General features: G+C 61.2%; 15 protein-coding genes. 9 read left to right on the forward strand and 6 right to left on the reverse strand.

Annotation, left to right across the window (positions count from 1 at the left end; all coding sequences use genetic code 11):
• Positions 1-6: 6 nt before the first annotated feature.
• The 3 genes from pqqC to pqqA all read right to left on the reverse strand — a co-directional run bounded on the left by pqqC (position 7) and on the right by pqqA (position 1802).
• Positions 7-744 (reverse strand): pyrroloquinoline-quinone synthase PqqC, encoded by a 738-nt coding sequence (pqqC, locus tag HK28_RS02205; protein ID WP_086642993.1) that lies wholly within the window; start codon positions 742-744, stop codon positions 7-9.
• Positions 741-1643 (reverse strand): pyrroloquinoline quinone biosynthesis protein PqqB, encoded by a 903-nt coding sequence (pqqB, locus tag HK28_RS02210; protein ID WP_086642994.1) that lies wholly within the window; start codon positions 1641-1643, stop codon positions 741-743. The genes pqqC and pqqB overlap by 4 nt, the downstream gene beginning before the upstream one ends.
• Positions 1644-1721: 78 nt before the next feature.
• Positions 1722-1802, reverse strand: coding sequence for a pyrroloquinoline quinone precursor peptide PqqA (pqqA, locus tag HK28_RS02215; protein ID WP_010666882.1), 81 nt, complete (start codon positions 1800-1802; stop codon positions 1722-1724).
• Positions 1803-2048: 246 nt separating this feature from the next.
• On the opposite strand from pqqA, the gene HK28_RS02220 reads away from it, so the two are divergent.
• The 9 genes from HK28_RS02220 to HK28_RS02260 all read left to right on the forward strand — a co-directional run bounded on the left by HK28_RS02220 (position 2049) and on the right by HK28_RS02260 (position 13905).
• Entirely contained in the window at positions 2049-3854 is a 1806-nt protein-coding gene (locus HK28_RS02220; RefSeq protein ID WP_086642995.1) for an aminopeptidase P family protein, read from the forward strand.
• Between the two features lie 73 nt (positions 3855-3927).
• Positions 3928-4956, forward strand: a complete 1029-nt coding sequence (locus HK28_RS02225; protein WP_086642996.1) for an isocitrate/isopropylmalate dehydrogenase family protein — start codon at positions 3928-3930, stop codon at positions 4954-4956.
• Between the two features lie 192 nt (positions 4957-5148).
• On the forward strand, positions 5149-5940 hold the full coding sequence (locus HK28_RS02230; protein WP_143217287.1) for an EAL domain-containing protein: 792 nt from the start codon (positions 5149-5151) through the stop codon (positions 5938-5940).
• Between the two features lie 54 nt (positions 5941-5994).
• Positions 5995-7281 (forward strand): Hsp70 family protein, encoded by a 1287-nt coding sequence (locus HK28_RS02235; RefSeq protein WP_086642998.1) that lies wholly within the window; start codon positions 5995-5997, stop codon positions 7279-7281.
• Positions 7282-7567: 286 nt separating this feature from the next.
• Positions 7568-8773, forward strand: a complete 1206-nt coding sequence (locus tag HK28_RS02240; protein WP_086642999.1) for an L-dopachrome tautomerase-related protein — start codon at positions 7568-7570, stop codon at positions 8771-8773.
• A gap of 49 nt (positions 8774-8822) precedes the next feature.
• The gene (thrC, locus tag HK28_RS02245; protein WP_086643000.1) at positions 8823-10223 is read left to right on the forward strand and encodes a threonine synthase; all 1401 of its coding nucleotides are present in this window, start codon (positions 8823-8825) and stop codon (positions 10221-10223) included.
• A 38-nt stretch (positions 10224-10261) separates the two neighbouring features.
• Entirely contained in the window at positions 10262-11527 is a 1266-nt protein-coding gene (locus tag HK28_RS02250) for a pitrilysin family protein (RefSeq protein WP_086643001.1), read from the forward strand.
• The gene (locus HK28_RS02255; RefSeq protein WP_086643002.1) at positions 11524-12867 is read left to right on the forward strand and encodes a TldD/PmbA family protein; all 1344 of its coding nucleotides are present in this window, start codon (positions 11524-11526) and stop codon (positions 12865-12867) included. Before HK28_RS02250 ends, HK28_RS02255 begins: the two co-directional genes overlap by 4 nt.
• 189 nt (positions 12868-13056) lie before the next feature.
• On the forward strand, positions 13057-13905 hold the full coding sequence (locus HK28_RS02260; RefSeq protein ID WP_086643003.1) for a TIM44-like domain-containing protein: 849 nt from the start codon (positions 13057-13059) through the stop codon (positions 13903-13905).
• Between the two features lie 412 nt (positions 13906-14317).
• Here HK28_RS02260 and HK28_RS02265 read toward each other — a convergent pair whose 3' ends face one another.
• The 3 genes from HK28_RS02265 to HK28_RS02275 all read right to left on the reverse strand — a co-directional run bounded on the left by HK28_RS02265 (position 14318) and on the right by HK28_RS02275 (position 18176).
• Positions 14318-14797, reverse strand: coding sequence for a hypothetical protein (locus tag HK28_RS02265; protein WP_143217288.1), 480 nt, complete (start codon positions 14795-14797; stop codon positions 14318-14320).
• Entirely contained in the window at positions 14794-16782 is a 1989-nt protein-coding gene (locus HK28_RS02270; RefSeq protein ID WP_086643005.1) for a hypothetical protein, read from the reverse strand. Before HK28_RS02270 ends, HK28_RS02265 begins: the two co-directional genes overlap by 4 nt.
• A 104-nt stretch (positions 16783-16886) precedes the next feature.
• Positions 16887-18176, reverse strand: a complete 1290-nt coding sequence (locus HK28_RS02275; RefSeq protein WP_086643006.1) for an adenylosuccinate synthase — start codon at positions 18174-18176, stop codon at positions 16887-16889.
• Between the last annotated feature and the right edge of the window lie 83 nt (positions 18177-18259).

The following is an 18259-nucleotide window of genomic DNA, read 5'->3' on the forward strand; positions in this document are numbered from 1 at the left end:
ATGGACTTACCCTGCGTTCGGCGCGAACGCGCCGGGCGGGACCAAGCCAGGCGTCACATACGCATAATCCAGAGCGTCCAGCATCGACCACAATACGCCGCACTTGAAGCGCAACGCGTCCATTACCGCCTGCTGCCGCTCGATCGTCCGGGCATGCTCCTTCACATAAAAAAGCGCAAAATCAGAATCACGGGGCGCCTGAGTCAGACGCGGCGTGAAATAGGCGAGCGTTTCTTCTGTGATGAAACTGTAATTTCGCAACATCCCCGACACACGTTCGCTGATGATGCTCGGCGAGAAGAGTTCAGTCAGAGACGACGCAATCGCCTCGAGTGTGGAGCGTTCTCCGACGAAATGGACGTATGCGTCGACAGCGAAACGCGTACCCTGCAAAAGACCGTCCAGCGACTCAACATAGTTCCTGTCCAACCCCAACCCGTCGGTCAGACGCAGCCAGCGCGCGACGCCGCCCGTTCCGGGCTCCGTGCCGTCGTGATCTTCGATGCGGCGGCGCCACTCCCGCCTCAACTCAGCAGTCGGCAAACGGGCCAGTAACGTGGCGTCCTTGGCCGGAATACGGGCCTGATAATAATACCGGTTGAGCGCCCAGGCCTGCACCTGCGCCTTGCTCAGCTTGCCGTCATGCAGCGCCCGGTGAAACGGATGCAGGTTGTGATAACGTTCGGCGCCGATGGCGCGAAGAGCGGCCTCGAGTTCGTCCGGGGTCAGAAGTCTGTCACTCACAACTCGATCCTCATGCCATCAAAAGCCACGTCCCAACCATCGCTTTCCACTTGCGTCCGTTCAGGCGAGTCCGCAAGCAGGATGGGATTCGAATTGTTGATGTGGACAAAAACCTTGCGTTTCACATCGAGATCACTGAAGGCGTCGATCACGCCATCCTGTCCACTCACCGACATATGCCCCATACGGCGCCCCGTCTTCTGCCCCAGACCAGCACGGATCATTTCGTCATCCTGCCAAAGCGTGCCATCGAACATCACAAGGTCCGCGCCCTTGACCCTCTCGCGAAGCGCATCGGTCATACGCGCGCAGCCCGGTATGTAAAACGCCCGAACATCTCCGTCGGTGATTTCCAGACCGGTCGTCTCGCCATTTTCAACCACGGCCGCCGGATTTTCGCCCTTCTCCGCATAAAGCGGCACTTTCCCCGGAGCCGCGAACAGGCGAGCTTCTAGGGTCTGCAACGTCAAAGGCTCGTCGAGCGCCATGGCGTGGCGGCCAACGATCTCCCGGCTCAAAGCTTCAAAAATGGGATTTGCGTCGATTTGTTCAAGAACCTGAGCCGTCGCAAACAGATCAAACGGTTCGCGCTCACGGAGCGTCAACAACCCCGCAATGGTGTCGACCTCCGCGCCAGTCAGAACGACGCTGGCGATAGGGGTAGACCGCAGTCCATGCTTCGGCTGCAACTCCCGCGTTGAGTTGATCTGTTGCCGGATATCGGGAGAAGCGTTCACCACATGCCACCGCTCTCCATCACCAGAAAAAGCGATTGATGCCTGTGTTCTGGCCGGCGCGGCGGGATCGCCCGATCGCGCACGATTGCAGGGGGAAGCATTGGAGTTCCACTGGGGGAAACCGCCTCCGGCGGCAGCGCCGAGCACAATCACTTTAAGCATGCCGGTGGCTATAAACGTAAAACGCCGCCAGCGCGAGGCGCCGACGGCGTTTCAAACCTTAAACGCTGTGTTCGGGTCTTACTTCTTCTGACCGCAAACATAGCTGTTGATCTCCGCGCCCAGGGGCACTTCGGTGATCTTCGGTGTGTTCCATGCCATAGCTGTGATCCTCCTTCGAAGTTAAACTCCAGCGAACTATAATCCGCCGCCTGTCGGCATGGCGTCACGAAGTCGTGAACTCTGTCGAATACTCCCCACCCCACACTCAACAACTCACAACACCCTCAACGACAAGACGGTCAGACCCGACACATCGCCACGCCTCTCCCCTTTGCTCTAGGGTCTTGTCATGGGGCGCTTCCGCGCCTGATCTCGCTTTGCCGTACCAGGAGTTGACCCACCGCCATGCCCGACGCTTCACCGGCCCGAACCACCGAACTTTCCCATCGGCTCACCGCCTTGCGAGCCATTATCGCTGAAGAGGGGCTCGACGGGCTGATCGTCCCGAGGAGCGACGAGTATCTGGGAGAATACGTACCGGCCAGCGCCGAGCGACTGGCGTGGATCAGCGGCTTCACCGGCAGCGCCGGTGTTGCCGCGATTTTGAAGGAGCACGCCGCCGTTTTTTCCGATGGTCGCTACATCACCCAGATGGATGACGAGGTCGACGCCTCCCTTTGGGAAAAGCAGCATATCACGGAGACCCCGCCCCGTGACTGGCTGTCCTCCCAGACTCAATCGGGGGAGTTGGCACGGATAGGTTACGACCCGCGCGTGATGAGCCGCGCCGCGCGCGACGCCTTGCAAAGCAGCCGCATCGAACTCGTCCCCACGTCCCGCAATCTGATCGACGCTATCTGGTCCGATCGCCCGACGGAACCGCTCTCGCCTGCCATTATCCAGCCTCTGGAGTTCTCCGGAGTAAGCAGCGCCGAAAAGCGGGCCGAACTGGCGGAGGCGCTTGCCGCCTCGGAGCACAATGTCACGGTCATCAGCGATACAACATCTATTGCTTGGCTACTCAACATCCGCGGCGCTGACGTGCCCAGTACGCCCGTGACCCTCAGCACCGCGTTGCTTCACCGCGACGGTCGGGTCGACCTGTTCATCGACGAGCGGAAGCTCAGCCCGGAAATTCGCCAATGGCTTGGTAATGAGGTCGGCATCCGTGCACCGAAAGAGTTGGCCGAAGCGTTGTCCGCACTATCCGGCAAGACGGTCGCTCTCGATCCAGCCGGAACGCCCGTCTGGTTCGAGCAGACCCTCGCCGCCGCCGGGGCCAAGACTGTCGACGTTCCCGACCCGTGCGCATTGCCGCGTGCGCGTAAAAATCAAGTCGAGCAGCAGGGCGCGCGAACAGCTCACCTCCGCGACGCGGTAGCGGTCTGCCGTTTTCTGCACTGGCTTGAAAGCTCCGCCGTTGGCTCCACGGAGTTGGACGCCGCCGCACGCCTGCAGGCTTTTCGCGCAGAGGCGCCGGAATATCGCGACGATTCTTTCACGGCGATCTCCGGCGTAGGGCCGAACGGCGCGATCATGCATTACCGGGTGACGCCGGAGTCCAACCAACCGATTGGCGCGGACATGGTCTACCTGATCGATAGCGGTGGGCAGTATCCGGACGGCACGACCGACATCACGCGCACGGTCTGGATCGGCCCGAACGAGCCGCCAGCGGAGATCAAATCCTGCTTTACCCGCGTTCTCAAGGGTAACCTGCTGCTGGCGCGCGCCATATTCCCAGTCGGAACCACGGGACATGCGCTCGATTCGCTTGCGCGCTACGCATTGTGGCAGGCCAGACTCGATTTCGACCATGGAACCGGTCATGGCGTCGGCAGCTACCTTTCGGTTCACGAAGGGCCACAGAGAATCGCAAAGGCGCCTAACGCCATCGCGCTGGCCCCGGGCATGATCGTCTCCAACGAGCCCGGGTACTACCGACCCGGCTCCTTCGGGATCAGACTCGAGACCCTGCTTCTGGTCTGCGAACCGGAGATAGGTCCGGACGGCAAAGCCTTCCTTTCATTCGAAACGCTGACTCTCGCGCCCTTTGATCAGCGTCTGATCGACATCGACGTTCTTGGTGAGGAAGACGCCCGGATCCTCGACGCGTATCACGCTCACGTCCTCGCGAGCGTTGGGCCGCTTCTGCCATCCGGCGAACGGTCGTGGCTCGCGCATGCCTGCTCTCCCATCAAGAGGAAGTGAAAACACGCGATTGCGCATCGCGCTCCGACGCGATGCAAGGCAGAACAGGCGGCGGATGCAAGGGAGCTTATAGATGACGAACACCAAGACTATCCCCGCCACGCTGATCGCCGGCGATGGCATCGGCCCCGAGATTATGGATTCGGTGGTCGAAATCCTCGACGCGGTCGACGCGCCGTTCGCTTGGGAAGCCCACCTGGCGGGCATGGCCGGCGTTGACGCCGTCAACGACCCTCTGCCGAAGCAGACGATCGAAAGCATCCGCAAGACAGGTCTGGCCATCAAAGGCCCGCTCACCACCCCGGTCGGCGGCGGCTTCAAGTCCATTAACGTCACGCTGCGTCAGGAGTTCGGCCTTTATTCGAACCTGCGTCCGACGAAGTCCATCATCCCGGGCAGCCGCTTCGAGAACATCGATCTGGTGATCGTCCGCGAGAACCTCGAAGGTTACTACGCAGCGATCGAGCATGTGATCCCTCTGGAAGGCGATCCGCGCGCCATCGCGATGAGCGGCGGCTTCCTCTCCCGCAAAGAGTGCAACCGCATCGTCCGTTTCGCCTTCGACTACGCCCTGAAAAACGGCCGCAAGAAGGTGACGCTGGTCCACAAGGCCAACATCATCAAGCAGATGTGCGGTCTGTTCCTCGAAGAAGGCCGCAAGGTCGCCGAAGAGTACAAGGGCCGCGTCGAGGTTGACGAGCGTATCGTCGACGCTTGCGCGATGCAGCTCGTCACAAACCCGTGGCAGTTCGACGTTATCGTGACGACGAACCTGTTCGGCGACATCCTCTCCGACCTGACGGCGGGCCTCGTCGGCGGTCTGGGCATGGCCCCGGGCGCGAACATCAGCGAGAAGGCCGCGATCTTCGAGGCCGTCCACGGCTCCGCTCCTGACATCGCGGGCAAGGGCGTCGCGAACCCGCTGGCGCTCCTGCTTGCCGCCGTCATGATGCTCCGTCACGTCGGACGTCAGGATCTGGCAGATCGCATCGACGCTGCGATCGCCAAGGTCATCACCGCCGGTGAAGTTCGCACCCGCGATCTGGGCGGCACGGCCGGAACGAAGGATCTGACCGCAGCACTGAAGCAGGCTGTGTCCTAAGCTTTTTCGCCACGGCCAAGCCTACTTTGAAGCCGCGTCGACGTCTGTCGGCGCGGCTTCGTCGTATACGGCGCCTGATTGCCGCATCATCGATCCGGGTCGGCCAAATAGATGAAAATCAAGCATATTTACCTGACGGTTACGCTTCCGTGACAGGCTTTCGCCACATAAGCGACACGGAGCCTAAAGTCAGTGAAGACCGCCCACGGGCTCACCGGATCATCGCGTAGACGCCTCACGCGCTTAACGTCCGCCAGTTCCGAAGATCGTTTCCTTTCGCCGATGCTGGCCCCACGGTTTGCTCTGGATACAAAGACGCTTAGCGGCGCCGACCTTCACCTCGATATCGCCGGACTGACGGCGCGCAGCGCACGGCGAAAACGGCGCGACGCGTTGTGGGCCTCCATAGTTGAAAGTGGCTGCTCCATCGCTGCGCGACTTCCGCCTCACTGTCGCCTTGCGCTGCCACTCGACTCAGTTGAGACGCCACCTGACGACCTGATCCTTCATCTTGCGACCTCACTCACCGCCACGAAGCTGGACGCCTCACGGCTTGAACTCGAATTTGGTGAAAACACTCTCGCGTCTGAAAACGACACCCTGTTCTACGCTTTGGCGGCCCTGCACGACCTCGGTGTGGGGTTGGTGTTCGCCGGACTGGGCGCAGGCGTGACAAGCCTCACTCTTTTACGAGACCGTGCTTTCACCGGTCTGCTGAGCGCTCTGAAACTCGACCGGCAGATTCTCCTGCGGCTTCATACCGTCGCGGAAGCCGAGCCGCCGCTCATCCGCGCCATTGTCCGATTCGGCGCCGACTTCGGACTCACAACCCGCGCAGACGGCGTCGATTGCCCCGAGACACTCGCCTTCCTGACGGACATCGGTTGCGCCGAAGGACGGGGCGCGGCGTTAGGGCGTGCCGAAACTGTGTCCCGCTTTCTCTCCACCCATGGGTTCGGCGACAAAGCGCACGACGAAGGGTGAAGCCACACGGCTGATACTGGACAGGGCGAATGACGCTCTCTATCCCCGCCGCCCATGAACGACATCGCATTCTCTGAAAAAACGCGGATCGGGATCGACTTCGGCACGACGAACAGCGTCGTCGTCATACGTCAGCCCGACGGCACAACACGCACCGCAAGCTTCAAAAGACCGGACGCAACGTCCGCAGAGACATGCCGCACTCTGCTATGCTTTTGGCATGAGGAAAGCCGAGGCCGCTCGACGCGCCAGCACGCCATTGGCGCGGAGGCGATCGAAGCCTATCTCGACGATCCCGCCGAGAGTCGGCTGATCATGTCGATGAAGTCCTATCTCGCGCAGGCGAGCTTTCGCGAGACGCAGATATTCGGGCAGCGGATGACCCTTGAAAGTCTGATCGCCTCGTTTCTGCGTGAGCTGATGGCCCAGGCTGGCGTCTCCCCCGATTCTTGCGCCGTGACGGTTGGTCGACCGATTCGCTTCGTCGGAGACGGCGCGGATGACGCGCTGGGTGAACGCAGATTGCGCGAGAGTTTCTCGCAGGCCGGCTTCACCGACGTCTCCACTCTTATGGAGCCTGAAGCCGCCGGGTGGAAATTCGCCCAACGCCTCACCAGCCCCGCAACCGTGCTGGTCGCCGACTTCGGCGGCGGCACAAGCGATTTCTCCGTCATGCGCTTCGACCCGGCGTCCGGGAAGCCTCCCGAAGCTCTGGGCCACGCTGGCGTGGGACTTGCCGGGGACCAGTTCGACTATCGGATCATCGACAACATTGTCTCGCCGCTGCTCGGTCGCGACAGCGTCTATCGCGTCATGGGCGGCTCTCCGTTGCCTGTCCCCATCGAATGGTACACCGCGCTGGCGCGTTGGCATCGGCTGTCGCTGATGCGCACCCCCAAAACTCTCAACGACATGGCGGAGGTGGCGCGCGGCGCAGCCGAACCGGAATTGATTGCGCGACTGATCGAACTGGTTCGCGAGCAGAATGGTCAGTCCCTTTACCGCGCCGTGTCCGACGTCAAAAGCGCGCTGTCCTCATCCGACCGCGCGACTCTCCGTTTCAGTCAGAAAAATTTCTCCATCGAGCAGGAAGTGACGCGAGAGGCGTTCGAGCAGTGGATCGCACCCGACCTTGCACAATTTGAAGATAGCGTATCCCGGGCTCTGGCCCGCGCCCAGATCGACTCGAACGCTATAGACAGGGTGTTCATGACAGGCGGAACGTCCTTCGTTCCGGCAGTTCGGGCATTGTTCACACGTCGTTTCGGGGAAGAGAAGGTCGAACTGGGCGGGGAGTTCGTCTCGGTTGCGGAAGGGCTGGCTCTGGCGAACCACGCGTAACCATTCCGAAAGCCCGACTTATGCACAACGGTGACTGGCGCCGGACGACGGTTGCCAAGGCCGAGCGGCGCGGGCGAAATTGCCCGCCATGAGACTCGCCGCCCGACTTCGCTCCCCCCTCCTCCGCTACTGCCTTATGGCGCGGCGCCCCTCGAACCAGCGTCCTTCAGACCTGAGATTTTCCAGCCCTAACGGTGCGAGGCTCGTCGATCTGGATCAGAGCGCCTTGGCGCGAATCTCGCCACCTCAACATGATCAATGCGGAAGCATCCCGGCTAAAGCCACTATGCTCACGAACAGCCGGTCTCCGATCAGACGGCTTTCGAGCCTGTGGCTGCCCGACACACGCCCACGAGCCTTCCGCTCTTCGGGCGCTCTGGCGCTCGTGGCTAGCGCCGCAGTGGCCACACTACTCCCGACGGACGTCCACGCCGTGCCTATGCCAACTGCGCCTGAGGCCGCGGCAGCAGACCTCACGCCCGTTTTTACTTCCAGCTCCCAGCTTTGGGACGCGGTTGTGGCCCTGCCAGATGGACGCGTGGCGTTGCAAGCTCCGCGCTGGCTCGGCGGCAATGGCCCGCAACTCAGCATCGCGCGCGAGAGCGAAATGCCTGCGGCCTACCCGAACGCTGCATGGAACGCCTCTGACGGCCCGGTCGACGAACATTTCGTGGCTTTGGCCGGGATAACTCTAGCTCCAGACGGACAACTCTGGGCTGTGGACAGTGGCGTCCCTGACCGCGAGAAACCGCCGACCGCTGACGCCCGGCTGGTCGAGATCGACACGCACAGCGACAGCGTCACACGCGTATTGTCCATCGATCCGGCTGTACTGCGCCCGGGCAGCGTGCTTGGCGGCATAGCTATCCATGGACGGACAGCATACGTACTCGATTCCGGTGCCGCAGGTCTTCTCGTCATCGATCTGGGAAGCGGCGTCGCACAACGCTTCATGGACCATCATCCTGCGCTGACCGCAGGACGGCCGATTCAGACCAGGGACGGCGTCGTCGCGGCGCCGGATGGACGCCCCATCGCCATCGACGCCAGCCTTATCGCCGTCAGCCCCGATGGAAAATGGCTGTATGTTCAAGCCTATTGCGGACCGCTCTATCGCGTGAACACCGCTTTCCTTGACGATCCCGCGTCCACCGGAGCGGCGTTTCAGGAAGCGGCGACCCTTTGGTACAAAACCGGCGCCCTCGGAGGGTTGGCGGTTGGTCACGACGGAACGCTTTACTGGTCAGACGTCGCTACAGGCAGCGTCGACAGTTACACGCCCGGTCGTATCCCTCATCATCTGATCACCGATCCTCGTCTGACATGGCCGGGCGGCCTTGCGCTCGCGCCTGACGGGCGGCTCATCATTCCAGCGGCGCAACTCGATCGCGCCCCGCGTTTCCATCAGGGACATTCCACGGTCGTGTGGCCTGAAACAGTATACGCTCTTCGCACCCCGGCGGACGCGACCTCCGACGTCCTGCGTAAATAGGACGTCACCGCCTATTCGCGGGCGAGGCCAGACGGGTTATATTGGAGCCATGCGTTATCTCTCCACCCGCGGACGCGCGCCAGTTCGCTCCTTCTCCGACGTTCTCCTCGCTGGCCTCGCCGATGACGGAGGGCTCTACATGCCCGAAAGCTGGCCACAGTTTTCCGCCGAGGAATGGCGGGACATGCGCGGCCTGCCCTACCCGGAGCTGGCGGCCCGCGTCATTGCGCCTTTCGCTGAAGGCTCCATCTCGCACGAGACCCTTCTGGAGCTGTGCCGCGACGCCTACGCGCGGTTCGACCATGCCGCCATCGTGCCGCTGGTGCAGGTCGAGGACGGCCTGTTCGTGCAGGAACTGTTTCACGGCCCGACCCTCGCGTTCAAAGATATGGCGATGCAGTTGCTCGGGCGGCTGTTCGACCATGTGCTGACGGAGCGTGACGAACGCGTAACCATCGTCGGCGCGACTTCTGGCGACACGGGTTCGGCGGCGATCGAAGCTTGCCGTGGTCGCGACCGCCTCACCGTCGTGATTCTGCATCCGGAAGGAAGGACGTCGGAAGTCCAACGGCGGCAGATGACGACCGTGCTGGACGCCAACATCGCGAACATCGCCGTGCAGGGCACGTTCGACGACTGTCAGGATCTGGTGAAGGCCATGTTCGCGGACGCTCCGTTCCGCACGGAGATGCGCCTTTCCGCAGTCAACTCCATCAACTGGGCGAGAATTGCAGCCCAGATTCCCTATTACGTATACTCCGCCCTCGCGCTCGGTGCGCCGGACCGGGAGGTGTCGTTCGCCGTGCCGACCGGCAATTTCGGGAACGTCCTCGCCGCATGGGCAGCGCGTCAGATGGGGCTGCCGATACGGCGCCTCTGCGTCGGTTCGAACCGGAACGACATCCTGACCCGCTTTCTCAATGCGAACGACATGTCCACGCGAGAAGTCGCGCCCAGCCTGTCTCCGTCAATGGACATTCAGGTCTCTTCGAACTTCGAGCGCCTGTTGTTCGAACTTCTGAACCGCGACGCCGCAGCGTGCGAACGTCTGATGACCGGTTTCAGAACAACAGGAAAGATGGACGTGCCTGACGGAGTGTGGGCCTCCGCGCGTGAGCTGTTTTCAGGCCTCGCCCTTGACGATCAGGCGACCGAAGCCGAGATTCAACGTCTCTACAAAGACAGCCTCTACCTTGCCGACCCGCACAGTGCGATCGGCGTCGCTGCGGGCCGCAAATATCGGGAGGCAGGCTGCCCCATGGTCGCCATGGCGACCGCGCACCCGGCGAAATTTCCCGACGCGATGCGTTCGGCTATCGGCGTCACCCCGGCGCTTCCTCCGACGCTCGCCGATCTTTACGAGCGGGAAGAGCGCTATCGCGTCGTCACCAATCGCCTTGACGTCGTGGAAGACGCCGTGCGGATCGGCGCCCTGCACAACGCCCGTTGATTTCCCCGAGGCGGCGCGCCGCTTCTTTCAGGATCACCATGACCGACCCTATTCAACAGACCCGCCTGCCTTCCGGACTGACCGTCGTCACCGAGCGCATGGAGCGCGTCGAGACGGTGTCATTCGGAGCTTACGTCGCCACCGGAACCCGTAACGAACGTCAGGAAGAAAACGGCGTCTCGCACTTTCTGGAACATATGGCGTTCAAGGGCACGGCCTCCCGTTCGGCGGTGCAGATCGCCGAAGAGATCGAGAATGTCGGCGGGCACATCAACGCGTACACCGCGCGGGAGCAGACGGCGTATTACGTCAAGCTGTTGAAGGGCGACCTTGCTCTGGGCGTCGACATCATCGGCGACATCCTGACGCACTCCTCGTTCGAGGCCGAGGAGGTGGAGCGTGAGCGCGGCGTCATCCTGCAGGAAATCGGACAGGCTAACGACACGCCCGACGACATCATCTTCGATCATTTTCAGGAAACGGCGTTTACAGCGCAGCCCATGGGCCTGCCGACGCTCGGCACCGAGGACCTCATCCGCGAGATGAGCCGCGAAACGCTGATGTCCTACATGCGTACGCATTACACGCCAGAAAATATCGTGGTCGCCGCCGCCGGCAATCTTGAGCACGAGCGCGTCGTCGATCTCGTCGCGCAGCATTTCGCGGATCTGCCGACCTCAAGCCTGCCTCCGCGCCTGCCCGGCCTTTATACCGGCGGCGAGTTCCGCCGCGAAAAGGATCTCGATCAGGCCCACATCGTGCTGGGTTTTCCGTCGGTTGGCTACGGCGACGACGACTATTATCCGGCGCTCCTGCTCTCGACCCTGCTCGGCGGCGGCATGTCGTCGCGGCTGTTTCAGGAAATACGCGAGAAGCGCGGGCTCGTGTATTCGGTGTATTCCTTCAACGCACCTTTCCTCGACAGCGGCCTGTTCGGCATCTACGCCGGAACGGGAGAGAAGGAGGCGAGCGAACTTCTTCCCGTCACCATGGCTGAACTCCGCAAGGTCCAGCGTGAGGTAGGCGAAGGCGAACTGGCCCGCGCGCGCGCGCAGCTCAAATCCTCCCTGCTTATGTCGCTGGAAAGCACCGGCAGCCGCTGCGAGCAAATCGCTCGACAACTCCAGATTTTCGGCCGCCTCATCCCAATCGACGAAACAGTACGCAAGATCGACGCCGTGACGGCGGCGGACGTCTGCCGTGTTGCGACACGAATATTCGGCGGCTACCCAACCCTGGCCTCCATTGGCCCCGTGAGCGGCGTGCTTTCGCTCAGTGCGCTTCAGGAGCAACTCGCCGCATGACCGACGCGCCTCTTGACCTTGCCTGTGACCTTGTCACGCGCGCGAAGAAAGGCGGCGCCGACGCGGCTGACGCCGTATTCATCGGCGGAACGTCGCTGGGCGTAGGCGTCCGCAACGGCGCTACTGAGGAATTGGAGCGGTCGGAGACCACTGACCTTGGGCTACGTGTATTCCTTGGGCGTCGCGCAGCCATCGTCTCGACCTCAAACCTCGATCCTGCCGGATTCGATGCTCTTGTCGAGCAGGCTCTGGCGATGGCGCGTGTCCTGCCCGAGGACGCCTATGCCGGTTTGCCGGACAGTTCAGCGCTGATTGGGCGTATCAACCAGAACGACCTCGATCTCGTCGACGCAACTGAGCCAACGGTCGATGCTCTTCTTGACCGCGCGCGTGCAGTCGAAGACGCGGCGCGCGCCATTGACGGCGTAACCAACACGTCAGGCGCCAGCGCAAGCTGGGGCCGTAGTGAAGTGGCGCTGGCGAGCACTCTTGGCGCCGCCGGTCACTACGCCCGCACGAGCCATTCCATCTCCATCAGCGTTCTGGCAGGCGAAGGTACGGGCATGCAGCGGGATTACGATTACGATTCCGCCGTACATCTCAACGATCTTGGCGACCCAATCGCCGTCGGTACGAGCGCGGGCCGCAAGGCAGTTGCTCGTTTGAATCCTTCGCGACCGCGCACTGGCGCATTTCCCGTCGTCTTCGACCCCCGTGTCGCAAACAGTTTCCTGGCGCATCTGAGCGGCGCGATCAACGGGGCTTCGATCGCACGCGGCACATCCTTTCTCAAGACGAAGCTGGGAGAGCGTATTTTCGCAGAAGGCGTCTCCGTCATCGACGATCCGACGCGCAGGCGCGGCGCGCGCTCTCGCCCGTTCGACGGCGAAGGCCTTCGCTGTGAGAAGCTGTCGCTTGTCGAAGATGGCGTCCTGCAAACCTGGGTGCTGGACAGCCGCAGCGGCAGGCAACTGGGATTGCGTAGCAATGGCCGTGCTACGCGAGGGGCTTCCTCGGCTCCCTCGCCGGGATTGACGAACCTGTTCTTTGCGCCCGGTCAAGAGACGCCCGAAGCATTGATGTCTGATATCCAGGAAGGCCTTTACATCACCGAGATGATGGGCTCCGCCATCAACGGCATTACCGGCGACTACAGCCGTGGCGGCACAGGTTTCATGATCCGCGATGGGCAACTGGCGGAACCGATTGCCGAATTCACAATCGCCGGCAATCTTTTGGACATGTTCGCCCGTATAAGATTGGCCAATGATCTTCGTTTCCGCTTCGGCTCTGACGCGCCTACCTTGCGGATCGACGCACTGAGCGTCGCCGGGGCCTGAATTTCCGTGAGCGAACGTCTTGTTCGTAATACATGCGAACAAGACGTGACGTTGTATCGGACGCTTGCCCCTCCTGCGACCACGAAGTTCCCTGTTTAATTCCTGAGGAGACCTCCACTGTTCGCCTTTTCCCGCCGCAGTTCCGCCCTCGCGGCAGCGCTTCTCGTTCTGGTGTCCATCTCACCGTCAATGGCGCGTCCGGGCGGCGGCGGATCAATGGGAAGCCGAGGCGGCAGGACCTGGTCCGCGCCCGCGCCGACCCGCACAGCGCCATCCGGGGCCATGCCTATGGACCGCACCATTGCGCCTCCTGCCTCCACCGGCTCCGCCATTCCTGGCTACGGCGCGACCTACAGAAGCGGCGCGACCTCGATGATGGGCGCGCGGCATCCGTTTCTCCGCGGTTTTGTAGGCGGGATGCTGGGCGCAGGACTGTTCGGTCTCATCACAGGGCACGGCTTCTTCGGAGGAATCCACGGTCTTTTCAGCTTTATCTGGTTTCTGCTCCAGATCGCCGTACTCGTGATCATTGCGCGTTGGTTGTTTGGAAAGTTTGTCGGCCGCCGTGCTTCGGCTCCGTCCCCTTTCGGCGCCTCCCCCTTCTCAACAAGCAGGAACGGCGGCGGTGCGCCTCTCCAGATAAGCTCCGAGGATTATCAGGCCTTCCAAAGGCTGTTGCTCAACATTCAATCTGCGTGGAGCCAGCAGAATATTCGTGCGCTGCAAGGCATGGCGACGCCCGAAATGGTTGGCTACTTCAACGAACAACTCAGCGGACTGACCAGCCGTGGCGAGCGCAATATCGTCTCTGACGTTCAGTTCATCCAGGGCGACCTTGCCGAAGCATGGTCGGAAAATGGATATGATTACGCCACCGTAGCGATGCGTTACAGCCTGATCGATCTTACGACGGATATGACCGGACGCGTGGTCGAGGGCAGCTCGACCGAACCGGTGACGTTGACCGAACTTTGGACATTCATTCGACCGTCACGCGGCGGTGCATGGCTTCTGTCGGCGATTCAGCAAACACGGTAATTTTTTGCAACTATCCTGCAGCCTGCGGGAGGCAAGATAGTTGTTAAATCTTTTATGCGTTTGCCACGCCTTACTTCCTCAGGCACTGGCGTGCCTTATCCAGATCTGCGGCGAAACTTAAAACGTGAATCTCCCAATCCAAAGGCTCATGTGATCGCTGCAGAACTGTCCTGAATCACTACTTCAACAGTTTTCGTTTTGAGTATTTGAAGAACGGCAGCACATCCGAAGACAAAGCTATCGGGGGGCGGCCTTAGGACATGGGCAAACACGGGTTTTATCTTCCTGGACGTCCTATCTCTGATACGAGATTTTTACTCAGAAAAACTCCTGCATTCAGTTCGCTGCGTCATGTCACTCCAACACGCACTCCGCCTTCTGCACGATCATAGCCAGATCCCTGCCTTGAAGGTTATCTGCGTCCAGCTTCCGGCTTGACCTCCCCGCCTTCAAAAGGCAGGGGGTCATGATCCCACTCGTCAGAAATTTCATTGAGGCGGCGGGTAATTTTATTTTTTTCTTTGCTGGACTTGTATTGCTTCGAAAACTTGGCGACGAGCAGAGCCGCTTCCAGAACGAACCACCCCAGTCCTGCAGACAACCATGCCGTAATTAGTACAACAGGGTCCATCAGAAGACGAAGCGCCGTGTCGACCGCCCCTTCTGAAAGCCATAATTGATGCATAGGGCTGATTGTCGCCGCAAACTCATACGGCAACATCATTCTAACCAAGGCATGATCCTGCGATCGATCAAAAAAATATGCTATAATCAAAGGAAGAAAAAGAATTACTACCAAAAGCGAATAACCCGGCAGCCATGCGAGGGCCGCGCCACAGGCCAACCCATGGATCCATTTCATGGAGTGCCCTACCCGCGCCGCCACGGTCACGATATGACTTCCAGACACAGCGAGCCAATGGCTGCAAGGGCGCCCAGCGCCGTCGCCACCTGCAGCATTTCCGCGCGAAGCATCGGAGGCACGTCAGGCAATTTTTTTCCCAAATCGATCTGCTCCTGCGTCAAGCGACGCATTTCGTTTTGGGCGACGAGCCAGTCCGAGCGATCTTTTGCGACCGAACGCGGATCAGCGATAATCTCCGCCATGCGCGTAAGGTCTCCGCTTTCCGCGGCAGCAGCGAGATTCTCACCACGACGGGTTCGCGTGGTCCGATTTCGCCACAACTTCAGGGCCGGCGTCAGATGCGGGAGAATTTTTCGCGCAATCCCCAAAAGGGGGCCGGCCTGGTATCTTGATTGCATCTGTGCGAGAAGAGCCAAATCCTTCAACCACGGCGAATGGCCATCGCCGCTTTCGTTCCCAAGCTGCTCAATCAAGCCGCTACGATGTCCCCGAGCCAGAAGAAAAGCCGTCATCTGACGATCGAGAAGCCCTCTCGTCGCAGAGTTCGTCGGTGTGAATTCACCATTTAACCATTGCAAGAGCGCCCACGCGGCCGACAACCGCTTCCCTGCGCAATCCGACGATAAACAGGCCTGACCCGGATTGAGCAAGTAAGCCAGCCTGCCGATATCCGCTACTCGCTCCACCCGCCCGTGGTGCAGGGCCGCATGAACAGTTTGCGCGGCGACATTTTGGCTCGCAATCGACGTCGCTTGCGCAAAGCGCAATAGCGCTCCCCCTTGCGCCGCCTCCAATATCAATCTTGGAAATTCCGGCGCAACCTGCCCACCACCGGGCACGAGCGAAGAAGTCGCAATCATGCCGATGGCGTCTACCCAGAACCATTCGCCCTGCCAGTGCAACGGCAAACCTGGATCAAGAGCCGCGATGATCTCCATCAAGACGGGCGGCGACGGGGCGGCATCCTCCGTGATCGTCAGTTCCTTGCCGATCGCGGTCATCCGAGCGGCGACCGCCGTCAACCCGAGTTCATGCGTCAACCAGCGCTCGATTACGCCACGTCGCACGAGATTGGCCAGCGCGACAGGATTCCGAGCGCCGTGCCACGCCAGCGCTCGGGTCGTTCGCACCTGCGCCGACCCTATGCGAATTGGAGCGCCTGCTGAAACCTGCTTTCTTGCTGTAAAAGCTTTCCGTTCCGAGGCATTCAATAAATCTGTTGGCGACGGGCGGGCGTCCGGGTCATCCGCCAGCATCGCAGCCAGCAGCGCGGCGACTTCGGGTGAAAGAGAAAGATGACCGGCAAGGACGTCGAAACTCCCTCGAACAATACGCTCTTCTATATCAGCATCTGAATATATCGGAGACTGGAGCCCGCCGCCTCCACCGAGCAACCAGGCTGCAAGAGCGCCCAGTGAAAATACGTCATCCGCTATCGTACCCGCCCCACGTGCCGCCGGCGAACATAGCAAAGACGACAGCGGCTCGAATTGCCCTGGCTGAAGGAATGCAGGGGGAGCGGCAAGGCCAGGTCCAAGCTTTACGGGCGCCCGCCCGCCTGGGTCGAAGACGTTATCAGGCCGGATTGCTCGATGTGTTATTCCTGCGGCGTTATAGGCATGCAGAACTGCAGCGATGGGCTGTATCACCCGTTCGAGAAGCGCACTTTCCGACCAGGCCGTGTTCTGCGAAAGCGGCGCCCCGGTCGGCGCGTCGCAAATTATCCAGACCGAACCGCTGGTTTCATCAACTACATGGGCAGCAAGAAGATGGGGCGAGCGGACGCGCGCCATCTGTGATGCTTCGGCTCGGGCTGGCTGAAAAGCCGGTGGGGCCAGCGCGACAAGGGTCGCCTGTGCGGAAAGTGCATCTTTGACCGCATAAGCCGGACACCCGGCCAGATCGGGCAGGCGCCGAGTGGCGTCGATCACATAGCGATCTTCAACTGTAATACGATCGGAATCGGCGCTGCGGCCATCGTCTATACCCGGGCTAAAATCGTCCCCCGCCATACCGCCCTTCGCGTCTTCTGCAACGCAACGGACTGTACGGCGGCGATCTTAACAGAATGCTTATGCTACGGAGCGAACGCTGCAATGTTCACCCGCGCATTACTTCATGCGTCAAACGGGTCGCGCACCAGAATCGTGTCGTCGCGCTCGGGACTGGTCGAGAGCAACGTCACCGGAGCCTCGACCAACTCCTCAATACGACGAACATATTTCACAGCCTGCGCCGGAAGATCCACCCAGCTCCGGGCGCCCTTCGTCGAACCAGCCCAACCTTCGATCGTCTCATAAACAGGCTTTATGCGCGTCTGCGCAGCTGAGCCGGGCGGGAAACGGTTAATGACTTCGTCGTCCAGTTCATAGCCGACGCAAACACGAATTTCTTCCAGCCCGTCCAGCACGTCCAGCTTGGTCAAGGCCAGACCGCCGACCCCGCCGACGCGAACCGCATGACGAACAAGCACGGCGTCGAACCAGCCGCAGCGGCGCGGACGGCCTGTGACGGTGCCAAACTCATGTCCACGCTCTCCGAGCCGACGACCGACATCGTCGTGCAGTTCACTCGGGAACGGCCCCTCGCCTACACGCGTCGTATAGGCCTTGGCGATGCCAAGCACGAAACCTGCCGCAGACGGTCCCATTCCCGAGCCTGTGCCGGCGTTCGAGGCGACCGTGTTCGAACTGGTGACGAACGGATACGTGCCGTGATCGACGTCGAGCATAACCGCCTGCGCGCCCTCGAACAGGATCCGACGGCCGGCCTTCCGTTCGCTCTCAAGAAAATCCGCGACCGGCGCCATGAAAGGCAGAACCCGAGGCGTGAGGCGCTCAAGATGTGCGATCAGATCGGCCTTTTCAAAGGTCGGGGCGCCCAGCCCTGCGAGAAGCGTGTTGTGATGCAGCAAAAGCTCGTCGAGCTTCCAGTCCAGCGTCTCAGGTTCAGCCAGGTCGCAAAGCCTGATAGCACGGCGCGCCACCTTGTCTTCGTAAGCAGGGCCGATCCCGCGCCCGGTGGTGCCGATCTTGCGATCACCACGAGCCGCCTCACGCGCACGATCGAGAGCACCGTGCACAGGCAGGATCAGCGGCGCGCTCTCTGCGATCTTCAAGGTTTCCGGAGTAACGTTCAGCCCCTGCGCCGTCACGCGGTCGATCTCGGTCAGCAGCGCTTCAGGATCGACGACGACGCCGTTGCCGATGACGCCCATCTTGCCGCGTACCAGCCCTGACGGCAGTAGGGAAAGCTTGTAGACCTGATCTCCGACGACCAGCGTATGGCCAGCGTTGTGACCGCCCTGAAAGCGCACGACGACATCGGCGCGGCTTGCCAGCCAATCGACGATCTTGCCTTTTCCTTCGTCACCCCACTGGGCGCCGATGACGGTGACATTGGACATGACGCAGTTTCTCCGCGATGTGCACCCTTCCCCTCAGGGGCGGGTGGATACCGGCGTCGCCAGCGCCTGAAGAGACGCCGCCG

Source organism: Acetobacter sp. DsW_063 (assembly GCF_002153745.1).
Taxonomy (GTDB): domain Bacteria; phylum Pseudomonadota; class Alphaproteobacteria; order Acetobacterales; family Acetobacteraceae; genus Acetobacter.